This window comes from Companilactobacillus metriopterae, assembly GCF_002762335.1.
Lineage (GTDB): Bacteria > Bacillota > Bacilli > Lactobacillales > Lactobacillaceae > Companilactobacillus > Companilactobacillus metriopterae.
This window is the reverse complement of sequence record NZ_CP024610.1, coordinates 840,240-858,799: the sequence shown is the minus strand read 5'-3', so window position 1 is coordinate 858,799 and position 18,560 is coordinate 840,240. Positions and strand designations below refer to the sequence as shown.

Below are 18,560 nucleotides of genomic sequence, written 5' to 3'. Positions count from 1 at the left end.
ATTTCTCCTAGTTTAGAATTTGAAAATGATTATAAATTTCGTCCAGATTTTGAATGAATTCATTCATCTCTGAAATTGTATTGTTTTCATCTAAGCTCACTCTAACTGCGCTGGTAGCAATTTTTTCAGGTACTTTCATTGCTTTAAGAGTACTTGACTCTAGACCCTTTTTAGAAGAACAAGCGCTAGTTGTTGAGACATAAATCTCTTTCTTTTCAAAAGTGTGGACAATTGTTTCTCCACGAACTCCGTCTACTGTAAAACAAATAATATGTGGTGCAAAAGTATCTTCTAATTTAGAAAAAACATGCACATTCTCAAGTGTTTCTAAGTGTTCTAGTAATTTAGTTTTCAATTCTAGAATATTATTGGTTTTCTTTTCTTCATCATCTTTTAAAAGACGAATAGCTTTGGCCATTGCAGCAATCGCAGGTGTATTTTCTGTACCACTACGGAAATTATGTTCTTGTCCACCACCAGCAAGTAATGGTTCAAGTTGCTTACCATCTTTCATATATATGAAACCAATTCCTCTAGGTGCATGAAATTTATGACCTGAGAATGTATAAAAGTCAACTCTGTCGTTCATAAACTTATCTTCAAGATTTTTCCCTATAGCCTGAACTGCATCAACGTGTAATGAAATACTTGGATAATCATTTAGCACATCTGCTATTTCATTGATAGGTTGAATAGCCCCTATTTCATTGTTTACAGCCATTATTGATACTAAGATAGTATCTTTGCGAATTGCCTTCTTTAAATCAGCTATCTTAATATGACCGGAATCGTCCACAGGTAAATAAGTAACCTCAAATCCTAATGATTCGAGCTGCTTCATAGTATTAGTAACTGAAGGATGCTCAATAGAACTAGTAATTATATGTTTACCAAATTCTCTTTTCTTGTAAGCAGTTCCCTTAATAATCCAATTATTACCTTCTGTACCCCCACTAGTGAAATAAACTTCACTAGGGTTAAAATTTAGCAGGTCAGCAATTTGTTTACGTGAACTCTCAACTAGTTCATAAGCGTTTAATCCCAGCTTATGTAAACTAGATGGATTCCCCCCAAAATTTCTTGTTGCTGTTTCATAGGTACTTAAAACTGAATCATCTATCTTTGTTGTTGCACTATTATCAAAATATATCATTATTTTCACCCAAAATAAAAAGGCCTAACGGCCAAATTTTTATTATTATAATGTACATCATTTTTTAAAATCATGCACTAATCGAATCTTTTATTCTTTCAACTGATCCTGGTTCAACATTTTCCAAGGCAGAAGAAATTACATTTACTGATTTTTCAAACTCAAACTCATTATCAAATAATTCTCTTGCAGTTGTAAGTCTCTCATTTAATGTAGCATCTTGATCAGCGTATCTTGTAGAATATTGCATCAATCTTTCTGATAACTCAATATCGAATTTTAATTTATTAGTCATTTCTACTAAATTCTCTAAATCTTCTTGAGTAACAATGGATTGTTTGCTTACATCTTCAACATTGACACGTTCTGAATTTAGCTCATCATTCATTTTTTTGATTTCATCATAAACCATATAGAAATAATCTAAATAATCGTCAGGAAGTCCATTAATTCTAAATTGTTCTAATGATCTCTTTTGTATATCTAAATTTTTTGAAAATCTTGATACACTTTGAATTGCAACTTCTTCGGTTGAAATCATCTCGTTAAGTTGATCATTTATAACTTTTTCGTCACGTTCGATTTTATCTAACTTATCAATTGTTTCTTTAAAGTTTTCAGATACTTCACTATAAACAACTTCTTTATCAGCTATCTTTTGAATATCATAGTCAAATTTTTCTCTGATACGATTTAATTCTTCATTGTGCTTCTTAACGGATAATAGGATATCTCCGTCGATAACATAGCTTTCTTTTAAATTCTGAACACGTTCTTCGAGTCTGTTATGTTGGAACTTAGCATGATTAAAGTAGTCAATGACTGGTTTTTGCTGTTTAAGAACAGTTCTCTTTGCGTCATTTTCACGTGACAATATCTCGTAAAGGTCCTCTATTTGCTGACGAATAACATCATTTTTTAATGTTGAATCATTAAATTGAAGTTCGGCTAAATCGACATTGGATTTAGCAATATTAGTTTCAACAGAATCAATTAACTGCTCAATATCCTCTTTGAATTTAAATTGTTGTTTTTCCAATTTGTCATACACAAAACGAATTTCTTCTAATTGTTCTGGAAAAACATCATCAAGTTCTTTATGTAGAGGTTCAATGATATCAAGTTGATTATTGATAAGTTTAATTTTTGTACTTGCTTCGTCAATATATTGACTTGCTTCGATATAGTCCCCTTGTCTTGTCAATTGTTCCTCAGTATCAAGAAGATTAGATATCTCTGCCAATTCTTCAGAAAGCTTATCTGATGCCGAGCCAAAGTTAAATGATTGTGTAAGAATCTCTTTACGAAGAACTTCGAATTCTTTTCTAAGAGCCTGACTCTGTGAAGCATTTGACTCATTACTCTTTGAGATATTCATCAATCTATCGTAGATTTGAGAAATTGTGATTTGAATTGAATTTAATTCTTCATTTATGTTTCTTAAACTACGATAAGTTTGAAATACTCGAAACTCCGTATTACTATTTGCAATACGATTCAATCTATTTTCTGCCTTTGGTAGTCGATCTTCTAATTGCATTTCAAAATCAGATTTTGATTGTCCAAAAATCTCCAGACTAGTACCAGTCATCTTCATTTCTTCAAGATCTTCTATTTTTTCAATCAACTTATCTTCTTTAATATTAGCGATTTTTTTTCTATATTCATCAATTGTTCTACTGTTTCTTTGTTGTAAAAACCACATATATAGAAAAACAGCGACAACTAACAAAATAATTACTATAATAGATATAAACACGTGCACACCCCTGTTATGGTCTTTATTGAATAAAAGTATATCAGACCAAAAAATGAAAATATCAATATACAAGCATTCATAATAAACTTTTAACTTTTATGATTAATAAATAACTTTGACAGAGTGCAATCAATAATGATAAACTACTCTTTATGTAAAGTATGCAGCAAAGAGCGACAAGAACGTCAACAGTCATCAACAGATAAGTAAACGAGTAACCCGGCTGCATGTGGTGAAAGTTCCAAAGATGCCTGCACGAATGTTGAACTCTTAGTTAAATATTTTACTCCAAAAAAATTATTGGAGGACAAATTAATGTCTAGATATACAGGACCTCGTTGGAAATTATCACGTCGTTTAGGTATTTCCCTATCAGGTACAGGTAAAGAAATTGCTCGTCGTAACTATGCTCCAGGTCAACATGGACCAAACAGTCGTCGTAAGATTTCTGAATATGGTACACAATTAACAGAAAAGCAAAAGCTACGTTTCATGTACGAAGTTAACGAACGTCAATTCCGTAACTTGTTTAAACGTGCCGGTAAGATGGAAGGAATTCATGGTTTCAACTTGATGCTTCTTCTTGAAACAAGACTTGACAATGTTGTTTACAGACTTGGATTAGCTAATACTCGTCCACAAGCACGTCAACTTGTAAACCACGGTCACATTCTTGTTGATGGCAAACGTGTTGATATCCCTTCTTACGAAGTTAAGATTGGACAAGAAATCACACTAAGACCAAAATCAAAAGATCTAGCAATTGTTAAAGCTAACCTTGAAAGTGTTGTTGGTCGTCCTGGTTTCGTAAACTTTGATGAAAACACACTTACTGGTTCTCTTGTAAGAATGCCAGAACGTGATGAACTAGAACCAAATGTTGATGAATCACTAGTTGTTGAATACTACAACCAAATTCTTTAATATCTACAAAAAAACATCCACTGTGTGGATGTTTTTTTTATTTATATTCTAAACTGTTATAATTAGTATTATGTCAAAATTCTAATTAGGAGGAATTATGCAGACACCACTAGCCTATCGAATGAGACCTACAAACATTGATGAAATAGTTGGTCAACAACACCTTGTGGGTGAACATAAAATCATTCGTCGTATGGTACAAGCAAAAATGCTATCATCGATGATTTTATATGGTCCTCCTGGAATTGGTAAAACCAGCATTGCAAGTGCTATTGCCGGAAGTACTAAGTACGCATTTCGTATGTTAAATGCTGCCACCGATACCAAGAAAGATTTACAAATTGTAGCAGAAGAAGCAAAAATGAGCGGCACGGTTGTTTTATTATTAGATGAAATTCATAGACTCGATAAGACCAAACAAGATTTTCTCCTACCATTATTAGAAAGCGGCTCAATTATATTAATTGGTGCTACAACTGAAAATCCATACATAAATATCAGTCCTGCTATTAGATCTCGTGTTCAAATATTCGAACTTAAACCTTTAAGCATAGATGATATGAAAATAGCTGTCCAAAGAGCATTAGATGATAAAGATAAGGGCTTAGGTAGTTATCCAGTAGACTTAGATGATAATGCTCTCAATTTACTTGTAAGCTCCACTAATGGCGATCTAAGAAGTATCCTTAATGGTTTAGAGTTATCTGTCCTTTCAACTGATGAGATCGACGGAAAGATACATATTGACCTTAAAATCATCGAAGAATCAGTTCAAAAGAAAGCTATTTCTGCTGATAAAGACGGCGACAGTCACTACGATGTCATTTCTGCATTTCAGAAATCTATACGTGGTAGTGACGTTAATGCTGCCCTACTCTATCTTGCTAGATTACTAGAGGCAGGTGAAATAACAATTGCTATAAGAAGATTGTTAATTTGTGCCTATGAAGATGTTGGCTTAGCTAATCCACAAGCTTGTTCAAGAGCTGTACAAGCTGCCCAAGTAGCTCAGATGGTAGGAATGCCGGAAGCAAGAATTCCATTAGCAAATGCAGTTATAGAATTGTGTCTATGTCCTAAATCAAATTCAGCTATGGAAGCAATTGATTCCGCACTTTCTGATGTTCGTTCTGGTAAAGCCTCATCAATTCCAGATGATTTGAAAGATGCACATTACTCAGGTGCAAAAGAGTTAGGACATGGTGTTGGTTACAAATATCCTCATAATTATCCTAATGCCTTTATAAACCAACAATATCTTCCAGATAATTTAGCAAATAAAACATATTATGAACCTAACGAAACTGGTAAATATGAACAAGCTTTAAAACTGAGAATTCAACAAATTGAACAATGGAAAAAGGAGCAAAACATTGATAGTTAATATCTTAATGATTATCTTTATAATATTTTTACTTGGTCTTTCCTATAACCTTTGGTACTACAGCGACAAAAAGTTTTTAATTTATGATCCAAAAAATATAGCATCACTGAAACCAACTATGAGAATAACTGCAGGACTCCTTTGCCTTGATTCGATTGCAGGGATTATAATATTATTTTTTGGGAATGTAAAATCTAACTTAATTATTTTAGTAGCAGGTGCTTTTATCGCAGGATTTTTCTCCATTTATCTATCGAATATACGTAGATAACTGTATTTATGTTTCCGAATACATTACAATATAATCAGATACAAAAAATTACTTGAGGTGATTATCATGCTACAACAATATAAAAACATTCTAGTACCTATCGATGGTTCATTTGAAGCTGAATTGGCTTTCAAAAAAGCTGTAGAAGTTGCTAAAAGAAACAATGCTACAGTTCATATTCTACATATCATTGATACTCGTGCTTTCCAAAACGTTTCTAGTTTCGACACTACAATGGTCGAAGAAATTACTGAAAAAGCAAAAGAAACTGTTAAGGGTTATGTAGAAACTGCCAAAAGTGCTGGTCTAGAAGACGTAGATTACAGCATTGAATATGGTGCACCTAAAACAATTATTTCCGCAGAATTTCCAGAAAAACACAATATTGATTTGATTATGATTGGTGCTACTGGATTGAATGCAATGGAAAGATTGCTTATTGGATCTGTTACAGAATACGTAACACGTACTGCTAAGTGTGATGTATTAGTTGTAAGAACAGATTTGGACAACAAAGAAATTAAAGCACCAAAATAAAAAAAGCCGACATTAAATGTCGGTTTTTTTTATTGAAATAAACTCAAATTCTTTTGCTTTAATTCTACTAATACACGCTCATGTAATTTAGGATTATCATTGATATCTGAGATAACGTAAGCTTGAACAAGAGCTTTATCTGGTGTTTCATCAACTAAGATCTTAGCTTGTGCCAAAATGTAGAACATGACATCCAACTTGAACAATGATTGTTCTTTCTTAGCAATGAAGATACCTGATTTAGCAAATTTCAATGCTTGATCATTATCACCTAGGTTAAGTGATAATTCTGACATATTAGCATATATTAAAATACTATCATGATAATTTTCATCATTTATTTTTTCAACACTGGAATTAATTAATGATTTTGTTTGATCATAGTAAACCTGAGCTTCATCATTTGATTTCTTATTAACATATGATTTTGCTGTATAGATATCAATTAGGATATCGTACATATCAATGTTAGTTAAATCAACATTCATAGCCCTATTAAAGTCAAAGATGGCTTTATCGTAATTGTGATTTACTTCATATTCAACTAAACCATTAAAGAAATGAATTAATTTAATTTCTTGCTTATTATTTACATTAACATTGCTTAATTTATTTAACTTTTCAGCAATGGCTTTATAATCAGCATGGTAAAATAATGTTTTAATTTCACTAATTATTGAGTAGATTTGACTATCATCATTGACGATTACAAGGTTCATTGTGATACCCAGTCTCTCACATAAACGAACCAATATTTCCATACTTGGAATCTTGTCTTTCTTTTCAATTAATGAAACAGTAGCTTGAGTACAAATCCCTTCGGCTAATTCAGATTGAGAAATTCCTCTTAATTTTCTGTAGTAGCGAATCTTGTCTCCTAAAATCTTCATTATGAATTATCCCCATTCATTATTAATTTCAGACTAAATTTAACCAGTTTTATGAAAAATTTGCAAGAAATATGCTAATTGAAAATAATCAATTTTTTTATATTCTTACTTCATACATCCAAGAACTGTCCTTGTTGACAACTACTTGAGGTTCATCAGCAAGTGCTTCATTTATTCTGATTACTTCTCCATCTACTGGAGATTCTAGCTCTATAACAGCTTTTTGGGCTTCAACTTCAACAGCAGTGTCACCTTTTTGAAGTTTTTGTCCAACGGAAGGTAGATCAACATATTTTACTTCACCCAGTGTATCTTGATTATCTTCTTTTAAACCTACTAAAAATCCATTGTCGGTTTTCTCAACCCACAAATCTTCATTTTCGTTCATAAAAGTCTATCATCTCCTTGTAAATGATCCATTTTCAAACATATAACTTCTATTGTGGAATCTCATGGACATTATCAAGCCGACACCAATCATATTACCCAGAAGGGCTGATCCACCTTGAGATATGAATGGTAATGGAATACCTGTCATAGGTAATAATCCAACACTCATACCAATATTTTCAAAAACGTGGAAAAGTATCATCATGATAACACCAGTAGATACATATGCGTAAAACTCATTCTTTGTATCAAATGTTACTTGTATCATTTGATAGATAAGTAAGAAGTACAAAAGAATAAGTACACATGCACCTATAAATCCAAAGTTCTCTCCGATTACTGAGAAAATCATATCTGATTCTCGTACCGGAACGTAAACATTAGAAACATTGAATCCCTTACCTAGTAGCTGTCCCGAACCGATGGCTTTCATATTTTGCCAAACTTGGTATCCGTCACCCGAAGTATCTTGAGAAGGATTCAACCAACTGTCAATACGAGAAAATTGGTATGTCTTGAAACCAAAATTAGCTAAAATACTTCGTCCCCAGTCGGTAGTAGTAAGGGCAATGCCCAAACCACCTATTACAGCAATAATAAGGACTAATGTTCCAATTATTTTCCAGTCAATACCTGAAACAAGAATACTACCACCAAGTATTGCTAAGAATACTAGAGTAGTACCTAAATCATTTTGAAGTGTCAATAATACGACAACTGGAAGTGTCCACAATAACAATTTACCTAGTAGTAATAAATCGTTACGAACATTATGATTTCTATATTCGGTATTATGCGTAGTTATAACTTTACTTATCATCAAAATATAAGCAGGTTTCATAATTTCCGACGGCTGGAAAGTGAACGATCCTACAGCAAACCAACTACGAGCACCAGTTTGAACTGCATATTCTCTACTATAGAAGATCAAAACGAGAAATAATAGCGCCAGTCCAGCGTAGTATACATAATCGGTAACCATCCATAATTGTTCTGCATCAAACTGCATTATCACTACAATAATAACAGCACCTATTACATACCACACCAGTTGAGAAACTACATTTCTCAGTGGATTAATAGAATCTTGTACAGAAGCAACATAAATTGATAGTAGACCAATTATTGCCAAGGTCATAATTGAAAATATTATTCCCCAATCAATTCTTGATTCTAAATCATTTTCTTTTTTATTACTTCTCATTTGCATTTTAACACCTATTAATGATTATGTAGATTATATTGCATTAATAATTCGTTGATAGCATCATCTAATTTAACTGTCTTAAATGGAGTATCTCCAGATTCGATAGTAGATAAATATCTATCCCCTTCTTTTACTATTGATCCAATATATTTTTTCTGATCCCAAAGTTCATATTTTTCAGGATCACTAGATATTTCTTTTAAGTCAATTTCAATTGATTTATCTTTTCTTGCCATTATTTTTCCTCATTATTTTGATTATGAAATTTATTTGCTATAATTTCGTCTTCATAGTTTTGGGGATTAGGATTTCTGAATATAGTGAAATTATCCGGAACCGGATCAACTCCACCTCGAATAAATGGATGACATCTTAAGATTCTGGCGATACCCATTATCGATCCTAATATAATACCATGTTTTTTTACTGCATCGATAAAATAGTTAGAACACGTTGGGTAATATCGACAACTTGGAGGTAAGATAGGCGATATAAATTTTTGATAAAATCTCACTGGATATAAATAAATATAGCTCAGCTTTTTCATCTTAGAAAATCAACCATATGTATCCATGTTCCTGGCCACAAAATAGCAAATGGATTAGATCCACCTAAAGCAGATCCTATCAACATTCCTAATAATAGAAATATGACCATTAACAAAATAACTCGCCATACTTTTCTAAATATCGAATTACGATATTCTTTTCCAAAGTCTCGTTTCATTTTTCACCCTTAAAATTGCTTATGTTTTCTTATATTTTCTAAAAGTATTCCTGTTCCTAGTGCCACAGAATCCAATGGATTCTCTGATCTTAACACAGGTACTCCTAATTCATCAGCAAAATATTTATCTAGATTTTTAACTAGTGAACCTCCACCAGTTAACATCACACCTTGATCGATGATATCTGCAGTAAGTTCTGCTGGTGTCTCTTCCATAACAGTTTTTGTAACTGATAAAAGTTGTTCAACAGATGGTTTCAAAGCTTCATAGATATCCACTTCTGTCAATTCTACTTCCTTAGGTAAACCGGAAGCAACATCGATACCACTTGCTGAGTACTTATTACTCTCTTGAGGATTCATTGCTGTCCCAAGACGAATTTTAATATTTTCTGAGGTCTTTTCACCTACAATTAAATCTTTTTTATTCTTGATATAATTTTGAACAGCAATACTCATCTTATATCCTGCATGACGAAGAGATCTACTTGCAACAACATCACCCATTGATAAAACAGCAACATCACTAGTTCCACCACCAATATCAATTACCATACTTCCGTGTGGTCTAAAGATATCTAACCCTGAGCCAACTGCAGCCACTTTAGGTTCGTATTGTAGATAAACTTGGCTAGCGCCAGCATTTTCTGCTGCTTCAATAATTGCCCTCTGTTCAACATTTGTCACATCTGTAGGTGTACAAATCATAATTATTGGTTTAGAAAATCTGCCTTTGGCTTTTACTTTGCCAATAAATTGTTGAAGCATTTTTTCTGTAACATCAAAATCAGCAATTACCCCATCTTTTAAGGGTCTTATTGCACGAATACTGTCTGGTGTTCTACCAGCCATTCTGTAAGCATCTTGCCCTACAGCGATTACTTCATTTGTTTTAGTATTAACCGCAACCATAGACGGTTCATTTAGAACAACTCCATCACCTAATACGTTAATTAAAACATTGGCTGTCCCTAAGTCTATACCTATTAATTTTTTCATGAAATCCTCCGTAAACCTAATAAAAATTATATCATATCTAGACATTACAAATAAAAAAAGAAGCGAATAAAATTCGCTTCTTTTAAGCTAGTAAATCTTTTTTATTTAAATCAGATGTGATAACTGTTTCAATCCCATTTTTATCAATGGATACTCGATGAATATCAGCACCTAAATTTTGAAGTTTTTCTACAAATTTATAGTAACCACGATCAAGATATTTTAGATTTGAAACTCTGGTTTCACCGTCAGCAACAATCCCAGCTAAAACAAGTGCAGCGGCAGATCTCAAATCTGTAGCTTCAACGTCTGCGCCTGAAAGTTGTGCAGGGCCAAACATAATAACAGAATTACCTTCGATACGGTAATCTCCACCCATTTTCCCGAATTCATTAAAATGCATGAATCTATTTTCAAAAACAGTTTCTTGCATAATACTTGTTCCATTACTTAGAATCTGAGCTAATGTCATTTGTGCTTGCATATCTGTTGGGAAGCCTGGATGCGGAATTGTTTTAACATCTGTAGGCTTCAAGTTGTCAGTTCCGATAACTCTTATACCTTCATCAGATTCAATAAATTCAACTCCCATTTCTTCCAACTTAGAAATCAATGGACGATTGTGATTTACAACTGCATCTTCAATCAAGATATCACCATTCGTAACGGCAGCGGCTACCATGAAAGTGCCTGCTTCAATTCTATCCTGCATAATACTGTGTTCACAGCCGTGAAGTGATTCTACACCCGTTATTTTGATAGTATTTGTTCCTGCACCAGTGACTCTAGCACCCATTTTACTTAGAACATTGGCCAAATCAACAATTTCAGGTTCACGAGCTGCATTTTCAATAATTGTTTCGCCTTCTGCTAAGGTAGCAGCCATCATGATATTTTGAGTAGCTCCAACACTAGGGAAATCTAAATAGATATTTGTGCCATGAAGACCTTCTGTCTTGGCATCAATATATCCACCATTTTGAGTAAATTCTGCTCCCATAGCTTCCAAACCCTTAAGATGCAAATCAATTGGTCTAGAACCAATAGCACAACCTCCAGGCATGGCAATATGAGCTTCTTTGTTTCTAGCAAGGAGAGCTCCCAAAACAACAATGGATGCACGCATTTTATCTACTAATTCTTCAGGTGCATCTGATAGAATCGTACCTTCTGAATTAATTTCTACTGTCTTATTTATCTGATCATAATCAACATCAGCGTCTAATCTTTTTAGCACTTCAATCATTGTTAAAACATCAGAAAGAGGAGGAACATTTGCAAGTTGTACAGTTCCTTTCTCAGCTAAAATGGTTGATGCCAAAATTGGCAATACTGCATTTTTAGCCCCTTCTATTTCAACATGCCCTGTCAAACGACTGGGACCATTAACAATAATTTTTTCCACGATAAAGCCTCCAGATATTACCTAAAGAGTAAAGAAAAACTCTGTGATAAAGTAAAAATACTTATAAAAAATGTACTTACGTTGTACCCAATTGCAATTGATAAAAATAAAACAAAAAATCTTAAAGGTCTAGGATCATTACTTGATCGGAAAATTTTATTCCAATCGATAGATTGTAATATGTTGTATGTAATAGTAATAAAGACTAAATGACTAATTAGCGTAACTAAAGATATCAAACTTAAACTCATAGTCTAACCTCACTTTCTACATAATAACATGACTTAATTTTAAATATGCAAATTAAGTAATTCTTTTACTTTTTTTAATTTAAAATAAAAAAAGCTTGGGAAATTTATTCCCAAGCTTTTTATTTATCTGAACTTACATTAATTCTATTGATAGCTTTACGTAGTGATATTTCAGCTCTTTTGGCATCTGCATCGTTCTCTGAATTATCTTTAGATTTCTGAATAATTTCTTCAGCATGTTTCTTTTGATATTCAGCACGTCTTAAATCAATGTCTCCAGCTCTTTCAGCACTATTTGCCACAATAGAAACTAGATCATTACTAAACTCCAAAAAGCCGCCATTTACAGCAATTACATCCACATGATTAGGATCGTCTAATCTCTTAACACGAACTTTATCTATTTTAAGTGGAGCAATAATTGGTTCATGATTTGCCATTATACCAATCTCACCATCAATGGAACTTGCAATAATAATTTTTCCATGATGATCGTAAACAACGCCATCAGGAGTGACAATATTGACCGTCATAACATTATCTTGATCAGCCATATTATTCCTCCTTATTTTTAGTTAGTAACAGCTTTACTTGAATCTTCTGATGCTTTCCAGCCCATACCTTCAGCTTTTTTAAGTACATCTTCAATTCCACCAACACCATTGAAGGCATCTTCTGGAACATCATCGTACTTACCATCTAGTATAGAACGGAAGTCTTTTACTGTTTGTTCGACAGGAACATATGAACCAGGCATACCAGTAAATTGTTCAGCAACACTAAAGTTTTGTGCTAAGAAGAATTGAATTCTTCTGGCACGTGCAACAACTGTCTTTTCTTCATCAGAAAGTTCATCCATACCAAGAATTGAAATAATATCTTGCAATTCACGGTATCTTTGAAGAACTTGTTGTACTTCAGTAGCTACATTATAGTGTTCTTCACCAACGATTGACGGATCAAGAGCAGATGAAGATGATGCCAATGGATCAACGGCAGGATATATACCTTGCTCTGTCAATTTACGTTCCAAGTTGGTTGTAGCGTCCAAATGGGCGAATGTTGTTGCTGGAGCTGGATCAGTATAATCATCAGCAGGAACATAAACAGCTTGAATTGAAGTGATTGAACCCTTCTTAGTTGAAGTAATTCTTTCTTGCAATTGTCCCATTTCTGTAGCCAATGTTGGTTGGTAACCAACGGCTGATGGCATACGACCTAGTAAGGCAGAAACCTCAGAACCAGCTTGAGTAAATCTAAAGATATTGTCAATGAACAATAGAACATCTTGTCCTTCAACATCACGGAAGTACTCAGCAATTGTTAACCCTGTTAGAGCAACACGCATACGAGCACCTGGTGATTCGTTCATTTGTCCATAAACCATGGCAGTCTTTTTAAGAACACCAGATTCCTTCATTTCATAATAAAGGTCATTACCTTCACGAGTTCTTTCACCAACACCAGTAAACACAGAAATTCCACCGTGTTCTTCGGCAATATTGTGAATTAACTCTTGGATTAGAACGGTTTTACCAACACCGGCACCACCGAACAATCCAACTTTTCCTCCTCGAACGTATGGTTCAAGAAGATCAATAACTTTAATTCCTGTTTCAAGAATTTCAGTTGATGTATTCAATTCATCATAAGCGGGTGCTTGACGATGAATTGGATCACGTCTAAAGTCTGCAGGAAATTCATCCCCACCATCAACTGTTTGTCCAAGAACATTGAAAACACGTCCCAATGTTTCTTTACCAACAGGGACAGTAATAGGACTACCTGTAGTTATAACTTCAGCACCTCTACGAATACCATCTGTTGAACTCATTGAAATAGTACGTAATATACCATCTCCAAGTTCTAGGGCAACTTCTAGAGTAATCTTTGATCCATCTGCTTTGTCTACAACAAGAGCATCGTTAAGTTTTGGTAAATCTCCATCTAGTGGAAATTCTACGTCAACAACTGGACCAATGACTTGATTAACAGTTCCTTTACTACTCATATTATTGGTTCCTCTCTTAACTATTCTAGTGCAGCAGCTCCACCAACAATTTCAGTGATTTCTGTTGTAATTTGAGCTTGACGAGCACGGTTGTAGTGTAATGATAAATCTGAAATTAAACTATCAGCATTATCAGTAGCACTCTTCATTGCTGTAACAGAAGCAGCATGTTCTGCAGTTTTTGCATCCATGATTGCTCCAAATATCAAACATTCAATATATTGAGGCACAATTGCTGACAAGACCACTTCAGGACTTGGTTCAGTAATATATGCACTTGCAATATTTTGTTCTTCTAAAGTTGCATCTTCGGCTTCATCTAAAGGTAACAATTTCTGTTTTGTAAATTTAGATACTAAAGAATTAACATGATGATTATGACATACATAAATCTCATCAAATTCACCCTTTTGATATAATTCCAAAACTGATTTAACAACTGGAGTAATTTCTTCAACAGTAGGAATATCAGGTAAGCCATTATATTGATAGCTCACATCAAATCCACGATTTTTAAAAAACTCAGTTCCTGTATTACCAAATGAAATAATAGTAAATTTAGATTTATCGTTATTATGATTTTGCTTAAATTGCTCCATCATTGCCTTCAAAATATTACTATTGTATCCACCAACTAATCCACGATCACTAGTGACAACAATATATGCTGTCTTCTTGATTGGACGTTTAGCCAAAAGATTTCCTAAAGCCATAGGATCACTTGATTGTGTTTCTGAAGCTTCACGAAATACATGTCCGACACTCAAGTGTCTTACAATTTCTTCAACCTTATTTGAATATAATTGATAAGCTTTTGACTTGCTTTCAATACGAGAGAGTTTGGCACCAGAAACCATTTGCATGGCTCTTGTAATTTGACCGGTCTTACGAGTAGAAGTTATTCTTCTTTTAATATCCATTAATGATTCAGCCAAAATTTAAACCTCCTGTATTTTTACTTATCATTTTGTTTTGAAGCAATGAAATTCTTAGTAAAGTCATCAATTCCAGATTTCATCTTATCTTCATCAGGAAGAACACCTTCATTTTTGATAGTGTCCAATAGATCTTGATGATTTGATTCAAAGAATTCTGATAATGAACTTTCATATTCTTGGATATCTTCAACTTCAACGTTATCTATGAATCCGCGAGTAAGAGCAAAAAGAATAAGAACTTGCTTTTCAACAGTAATTGGAGAGTGAACTGGTTGTTTTAGTACTTCAACTGTTCTACGTCCACGATCTAATTTTGATTTAGTTGCTGCATCCAAATCAGAACCAAATTGAGCAAATGATTCCAATTCACGATAAGAAGAAAGATCCAAACGAAGTGTACCAGCAACTTTCTTCATAGCTTTAATTTGAGCATCCCCACCAACACGAGAAACAGATGCACCGGCATTGATAGCTGGTCTTGTACCTGAATAGAACAAATCACTACTCAAGAAAATTTGTCCATCTGTAATGGAAATAACGTTAGTTGGAATATAAGCAGAAATGTCTCCGGCTTGAGTTTCGATAATTGGTAAAGCGGTCATTGAACCACCACCCAATTCATCACTCAATTTAGCAGCACGTTCTAGTAAACGTGAGTGCAAGTAGAAAACATCACCAGGATAAGCTTCACGACCAGGCGGTCTACGAAGAAGCAATGAGAGTTCACGATAAGAAGTAGCTTGTTTACTTAAATCATCATAAATAATCAAGACATGCTTACCGTTATACATGAAGTATTCACCCATTGCTGCACCAGTATATGGTGCAAAATAAAGCATAGGTGCTGGAGAACTTGGTCCAGCTTCAACAACGATTGTATAATCCATTGCTCCATTTTTTCTAAGGGTCTCAACTTGACTTCTAATTGTTGATTCCTTTTGACCAATAGCTACATAGATACAAATCATATCTTGATCTTTTTGATTCAAGATTGTATCAATGGCTACTGAAGTTTTACCAGTTTTTCTATCCCCAATGATCAACTCACGTTGTCCACGTCCAATAGGAACAAGGGCATCAATAGCTTTTAAACCTGTTTGAAGTGGTTCAAAAACTGATTTACGTTGCATAACACCAGGTGCTGGTGATTCCATTGGTCTAGTTTCTGTAGTTGCAATATCTCCAAGACCATCAACAGGTTGACCTAAAGTATTAACAACACGTCCAATGAGTGCTTCCCCAACAGGGACTTCCATAATTTGACCGGTTCTCTTAACAGTGTCGCCTTCACGAATATTATCGTAGTTACCTAGAATGATGATACCAACATCATCACTTTCCAGGTTTTGAGCAACACCATAAGTACCATCAGCAAATTGCAATAACTCACTGGCCATAGCATTACCCAAACCATTAGCACGGGCAATACCGTCACCGACGTAAGTAACTGTACCTACTTCGTCAACTGAAAGTTCATCTTTGTAGTTTTTCAACTGTTCTTTAATCAATGAACTAATTTCTTCAGTTTTGATGCTCATCCTTTTCACCTCAATTATTTTAATTTGAAGCAAGTAGATTTTTGATGTTATTAAATTTCTTAATTACACTACCATCAATAACGTTGTCACCTACACGTAAGATAACCCCGCCTAAGATTGATTCATCTACTACACTCTTTAGATTTACTTGTTTCACCGAAAAACGTTGCTTAACAACATTTATCAAGCTTTCTTCTTGTTCTTTTGATAAAGGCACACTTGTTGTAGCAGTTGCTTCAACAATACCATGGTCCAGATCATAACGATCAACGAATGAATCTACAATTTCTGTAATAGCATTCATCCTATCTCTATCAAGAACCATACTCAAAAAATTCTTTAGAAGATCACTATATTGTGATGATAAGGCATCTAATATGTTTTTCTTATCTTTCGTTGAAATAGAACGCGTGCTCAAGGCAACACTCAATTCTGGATTTTCATCAAAAACAGCTTTTAAACTATAAATTTCTTCAAGCGTTTCATCTAAATTCACATTATCTTGAGCAACCTCATACAATGCACGGCTATATCTTTTTCCAACTTGGAATTTACTTAGCTTCATTGTCTAAAGTCAACTCCTTAATATAAGAGTCAATTAATGCACTTTGATCATCTGCTTTAAGTTCTTTTCCGATAACTGTTGAAGCAATTTGAAGTGAAATACTTGCGATGTCATTCTGAGCATCTTTCATTGCATCTTCTTTAGCTTTTGCAGCATCTTCTTGTGCTTTTTGTCTTACCTTTTCAGCTTGATCATTGGCACTGTCAACAATACCCTTCTTCTGAGTTTCCCCATTTTCTTTAGCTTTGTTAACAATATCAACTGCTTCAGCTCTTGACTTTTGTAGAGCTTGTTCGCGTTCGTTAGCTAATTTTTCAGCTTTAGCTCTCTCTTGATCAGCGTAATCTAGGTCGCCTGTAATTTTTTTAGATCGATCGTCCATGATCTTAGTTACAGGTCCCCATGCAAATTTCTTAACCAATAAAGTTAAAATGATAAAGGAAATAAGAACAAATAACATATCACCTAAAGCTAATTTTCCGGCTCCAAGTACTAATAAGTTTGCCATTTACTATTCTCCTTCCTTTCATAAATAAAAACAGAAAAAGGCGATTATTATTTTTAATCATCGCCAGCAATTTGTTTGATATTATACGAAAAGAATAACAAATGAGATGGCAATAGCGATGATCGGAACAGCTTCGATAAGACCAACACCGACGAACATTGTTCCTCTTAAGTCACCTGATATTTCTGGTTGACGTGCCATACTTTCAATTGTTTTAGAGATAACTAGACCGTTACCAATTGATGCTCCAAAGGCTGCTAAACCTGCTGCTAATGCTGCGGCTATTTCTTTCATAGTTAAAAATCCTCCAAAAATTTGTTATTCTCGTTCTAATTTGCGTGATACATATACCATCGATAGTGTAGTGAAAACGTACGCTTGGATGGCTCCAATAAATACTGAGAAACCTTGCCAAATCATTTCTACTGGAATTGCAAAGGCAAATGATACAAGACCAAAACTTGTTGCTACCTTAGCAATCAACATCAATAAAACTTCTCCAGCAAAGATATTACCGTAAAGACGTAATGATAAAGTAAGGTAATTCGTAAATTCTTCAATCAGATTAAATGGTAATAATAGAGGCAATGGTCTCGTAAAATTACTCAAATATCCACCGAATCCAAATTTCTTAACTCCATAATAATGTGCTAATAGAATCGACATTAATGCCAATCCCATTGTCACAATTGGATTAGCCGTTGGAGATTTCAAGTATGCATATCCACCAACGTTAATTTGAAAAATTAATCCTAATTGATTTGACATAAATATAAATAGGAATAATACAAATCCATATAATCCAAAGTTATTAGAAGGTCTATCAGAGACATTAGATTTTACAATTCCATTTGTAAAATCTATCATCCATTCAAGAAGGTTCTGAGCTTTACCAGGTTTCAATTGTAGTTTTCTTGATAATGAAAATACAAGTATAAATACTAATATTGCTGCGATTATAGTTGAAAGACAATTAGCAACATTAAATCTCATACCTAAAAAATCAATAAATCTATACTTATCATCCAAGTTAGATCACCCTCCTTTCAGCGTATTATTTTGTACACGATACCACAAAATAATAACACTAAAGATAAAAAATTA

Annotated in this window: 23 protein-coding genes; 4 read left to right on the top strand and 19 right to left on the bottom strand. The window is 33.8% G+C overall.

The window, feature by feature from the left end; genetic code table 11:
* Positions 1–7 precede the first annotated feature (7 nt).
* Positions 8–1,153 carry a cysteine desulfurase family protein gene (locus CS873_RS04205; RefSeq protein WP_099974623.1) on the bottom strand — a complete coding sequence of 382 codons (1,146 nt, stop codon included), beginning with the start codon at positions 1,151–1,153 and terminating at the stop codon, positions 8–10.
* Between the two features lie 70 nt (positions 1,154–1,223).
* Positions 1,224–2,912, bottom strand: coding sequence for a septation ring formation regulator EzrA (locus tag CS873_RS04200; RefSeq protein ID WP_099974622.1), 1,689 nt, complete (start codon positions 2,910–2,912; stop codon positions 1,224–1,226).
* A 315-nt stretch (positions 2,913–3,227) separates the two neighbouring features.
* Between CS873_RS04200 and rpsD the strand changes: the two genes are divergently transcribed.
* From rpsD to CS873_RS04180, 4 genes are all read left to right on the top strand, one after another.
* Positions 3,228–3,836, top strand: a complete 609-nt coding sequence (rpsD, locus tag CS873_RS04195; RefSeq protein ID WP_099974621.1) for a 30S ribosomal protein S4 — start codon at positions 3,228–3,230, stop codon at positions 3,834–3,836.
* 97 nt (positions 3,837–3,933) lie between these two features.
* A complete protein-coding gene (locus CS873_RS04190; RefSeq protein WP_099974620.1) occupies positions 3,934–5,220 on the top strand; it encodes a replication-associated recombination protein A in 1,287 nt (428 codons plus the stop codon).
* A complete protein-coding gene (locus tag CS873_RS04185; protein ID WP_099974619.1) occupies positions 5,210–5,491 on the top strand; it encodes a hypothetical protein in 282 nt (93 codons plus the stop codon). The genes CS873_RS04190 and CS873_RS04185 overlap by 11 nt, the downstream gene beginning before the upstream one ends.
* A gap of 66 nt (positions 5,492–5,557) precedes the next feature.
* Positions 5,558–6,028 carry a universal stress protein gene (locus CS873_RS04180; RefSeq protein ID WP_099974618.1) on the top strand — a complete coding sequence of 157 codons (471 nt, stop codon included), beginning with the start codon at positions 5,558–5,560 and terminating at the stop codon, positions 6,026–6,028.
* A gap of 29 nt (positions 6,029–6,057) precedes the next feature.
* On the opposite strand, the gene CS873_RS04175 is transcribed toward CS873_RS04180, so the two are convergent.
* The 17 genes from CS873_RS04175 to atpB form a co-directional block, all read right to left on the bottom strand.
* Complete coding sequence (locus tag CS873_RS04175; protein WP_099974617.1) at positions 6,058–6,918, bottom strand: helix-turn-helix domain-containing protein; 861 nt, start codon at positions 6,916–6,918, stop codon at positions 6,058–6,060.
* Positions 6,919–7,015: 97 nt separating this feature from the next.
* On the bottom strand, positions 7,016–7,306 hold the full coding sequence (locus CS873_RS04170) for a glycine cleavage system protein H (RefSeq protein WP_099974616.1): 291 nt from the start codon (positions 7,304–7,306) through the stop codon (positions 7,016–7,018).
* A 9-nt stretch (positions 7,307–7,315) separates the two neighbouring features.
* The gene (locus CS873_RS04165; protein ID WP_099974615.1) at positions 7,316–8,518 is read right to left on the bottom strand and encodes an FtsW/RodA/SpoVE family cell cycle protein; all 1,203 of its coding nucleotides are present in this window, start codon (positions 8,516–8,518) and stop codon (positions 7,316–7,318) included.
* Positions 8,519–8,529: 11 nt separating this feature from the next.
* Positions 8,530–8,751 carry a DUF2969 family protein gene (locus tag CS873_RS04160; RefSeq protein ID WP_099974614.1) on the bottom strand — a complete coding sequence of 74 codons (222 nt, stop codon included), beginning with the start codon at positions 8,749–8,751 and terminating at the stop codon, positions 8,530–8,532.
* Positions 8,751–9,062 carry a membrane protein insertion efficiency factor YidD gene (gene yidD, locus CS873_RS04155; RefSeq protein ID WP_425435947.1) on the bottom strand — a complete coding sequence of 104 codons (312 nt, stop codon included), beginning with the start codon at positions 9,060–9,062 and terminating at the stop codon, positions 8,751–8,753. The genes CS873_RS04160 and yidD overlap by 1 nt, the downstream gene beginning before the upstream one ends.
* Entirely contained in the window at positions 9,059–9,241 is a 183-nt protein-coding gene (locus CS873_RS04150; protein ID WP_099974613.1) for a DNA-directed RNA polymerase subunit beta, read from the bottom strand. Before CS873_RS04150 ends, yidD begins: the two co-directional genes overlap by 4 nt.
* Before the next feature lie 9 nt (positions 9,242–9,250).
* On the bottom strand, positions 9,251–10,240 hold the full coding sequence (gene mreB / locus CS873_RS04145; protein ID WP_099974612.1) for a rod shape-determining protein: 990 nt from the start codon (positions 10,238–10,240) through the stop codon (positions 9,251–9,253).
* 82 nt (positions 10,241–10,322) lie between these two features.
* Positions 10,323–11,645, bottom strand: coding sequence for a UDP-N-acetylglucosamine 1-carboxyvinyltransferase (murA, locus tag CS873_RS04140; RefSeq protein WP_099974611.1), 1,323 nt, complete (start codon positions 11,643–11,645; stop codon positions 10,323–10,325).
* A 17-nt stretch (positions 11,646–11,662) separates the two neighbouring features.
* Positions 11,663–11,896 (bottom strand): DUF1146 family protein, encoded by a 234-nt coding sequence (locus tag CS873_RS04135; RefSeq protein WP_099974610.1) that lies wholly within the window; start codon positions 11,894–11,896, stop codon positions 11,663–11,665.
* Between the two features lie 119 nt (positions 11,897–12,015).
* Complete coding sequence (locus CS873_RS04130) at positions 12,016–12,450, bottom strand: F0F1 ATP synthase subunit epsilon (protein WP_099974609.1); 435 nt, start codon at positions 12,448–12,450, stop codon at positions 12,016–12,018.
* A 17-nt stretch (positions 12,451–12,467) separates the two neighbouring features.
* On the bottom strand, positions 12,468–13,907 hold the full coding sequence (gene atpD / locus CS873_RS04125; RefSeq protein WP_099974608.1) for a F0F1 ATP synthase subunit beta: 1,440 nt from the start codon (positions 13,905–13,907) through the stop codon (positions 12,468–12,470).
* 20 nt (positions 13,908–13,927) lie between these two features.
* Positions 13,928–14,842, bottom strand: coding sequence for a F0F1 ATP synthase subunit gamma (locus CS873_RS04120; protein WP_099974607.1), 915 nt, complete (start codon positions 14,840–14,842; stop codon positions 13,928–13,930).
* A 20-nt stretch (positions 14,843–14,862) separates the two neighbouring features.
* The gene (atpA, locus tag CS873_RS04115) at positions 14,863–16,383 is read right to left on the bottom strand and encodes a F0F1 ATP synthase subunit alpha (protein ID WP_099974606.1); all 1,521 of its coding nucleotides are present in this window, start codon (positions 16,381–16,383) and stop codon (positions 14,863–14,865) included.
* A 19-nt stretch (positions 16,384–16,402) separates the two neighbouring features.
* Entirely contained in the window at positions 16,403–16,948 is a 546-nt protein-coding gene (gene atpH, locus CS873_RS04110) for an ATP synthase F1 subunit delta (protein WP_099974605.1), read from the bottom strand.
* The gene (gene atpF / locus CS873_RS04105; protein ID WP_099974604.1) at positions 16,935–17,456 is read right to left on the bottom strand and encodes a F0F1 ATP synthase subunit B; all 522 of its coding nucleotides are present in this window, start codon (positions 17,454–17,456) and stop codon (positions 16,935–16,937) included. Before atpF ends, atpH begins: the two co-directional genes overlap by 14 nt.
* Positions 17,457–17,537: 81 nt before the next feature.
* Complete coding sequence (gene atpE / locus CS873_RS04100) at positions 17,538–17,750, bottom strand: F0F1 ATP synthase subunit C (RefSeq protein ID WP_099974603.1); 213 nt, start codon at positions 17,748–17,750, stop codon at positions 17,538–17,540.
* Between the two features lie 24 nt (positions 17,751–17,774).
* A complete protein-coding gene (gene atpB / locus CS873_RS04095) occupies positions 17,775–18,485 on the bottom strand; it encodes a F0F1 ATP synthase subunit A (protein WP_099974602.1) in 711 nt (236 codons plus the stop codon).
* Positions 18,486–18,560 lie beyond the last annotated feature (75 nt).

Bases quoted from the DNA above. Each gene is read 5' to 3' on its own strand.
- atpA (WP_099974606.1), bottom strand. From the start codon at position 16,383: ATGAGCATCAAAACTGAAGAAATTAGTTCATTGATTAAAGAACAGTTG.
- yidD (WP_425435947.1), bottom strand. From the start codon at position 9,062: ATGAAAAAGCTGAGCTATATTTATTTATATCCAGTGAGATTTTATCAA.
- CS873_RS04205 (WP_099974623.1), bottom strand. From the start codon at position 1,153: ATGATATATTTTGATAATAGTGCAACAACAAAGATAGATGATTCAGTT.
- CS873_RS04150 (WP_099974613.1), bottom strand. From the start codon at position 9,241: ATGAAACGAGACTTTGGAAAAGAATATCGTAATTCGATATTTAGAAAA.
- atpH (WP_099974605.1), bottom strand. From the start codon at position 16,948: ATGAAGCTAAGTAAATTCCAAGTTGGAAAAAGATATAGCCGTGCATTG.
- CS873_RS04180 (WP_099974618.1), top strand. From the start codon at position 5,558: ATGCTACAACAATATAAAAACATTCTAGTACCTATCGATGGTTCATTT.
- mreB (WP_099974612.1), bottom strand. From the start codon at position 10,240: ATGAAAAAATTAATAGGTATAGACTTAGGGACAGCCAATGTTTTAATT.
- CS873_RS04135 (WP_099974610.1), bottom strand. From the start codon at position 11,896: ATGAGTTTAAGTTTGATATCTTTAGTTACGCTAATTAGTCATTTAGTC.
- atpE (WP_099974603.1), bottom strand. From the start codon at position 17,750: ATGAAAGAAATAGCCGCAGCATTAGCAGCAGGTTTAGCAGCCTTTGGA.
- atpF (WP_099974604.1), bottom strand. From the start codon at position 17,456: ATGGCAAACTTATTAGTACTTGGAGCCGGAAAATTAGCTTTAGGTGAT.
- atpD (WP_099974608.1), bottom strand. From the start codon at position 13,907: ATGAGTAGTAAAGGAACTGTTAATCAAGTCATTGGTCCAGTTGTTGAC.
- CS873_RS04170 (WP_099974616.1), bottom strand. From the start codon at position 7,306: ATGAACGAAAATGAAGATTTGTGGGTTGAGAAAACCGACAATGGATTT.
- CS873_RS04190 (WP_099974620.1), top strand. From the start codon at position 3,934: ATGCAGACACCACTAGCCTATCGAATGAGACCTACAAACATTGATGAA.
- CS873_RS04160 (WP_099974614.1), bottom strand. From the start codon at position 8,751: ATGGCAAGAAAAGATAAATCAATTGAAATTGACTTAAAAGAAATATCT.
- CS873_RS04130 (WP_099974609.1), bottom strand. From the start codon at position 12,450: ATGGCTGATCAAGATAATGTTATGACGGTCAATATTGTCACTCCTGAT.
- CS873_RS04175 (WP_099974617.1), bottom strand. From the start codon at position 6,918: ATGAAGATTTTAGGAGACAAGATTCGCTACTACAGAAAATTAAGAGGA.
- rpsD (WP_099974621.1), top strand. From the start codon at position 3,228: ATGTCTAGATATACAGGACCTCGTTGGAAATTATCACGTCGTTTAGGT.
- CS873_RS04165 (WP_099974615.1), bottom strand. From the start codon at position 8,518: ATGCAAATGAGAAGTAATAAAAAAGAAAATGATTTAGAATCAAGAATT.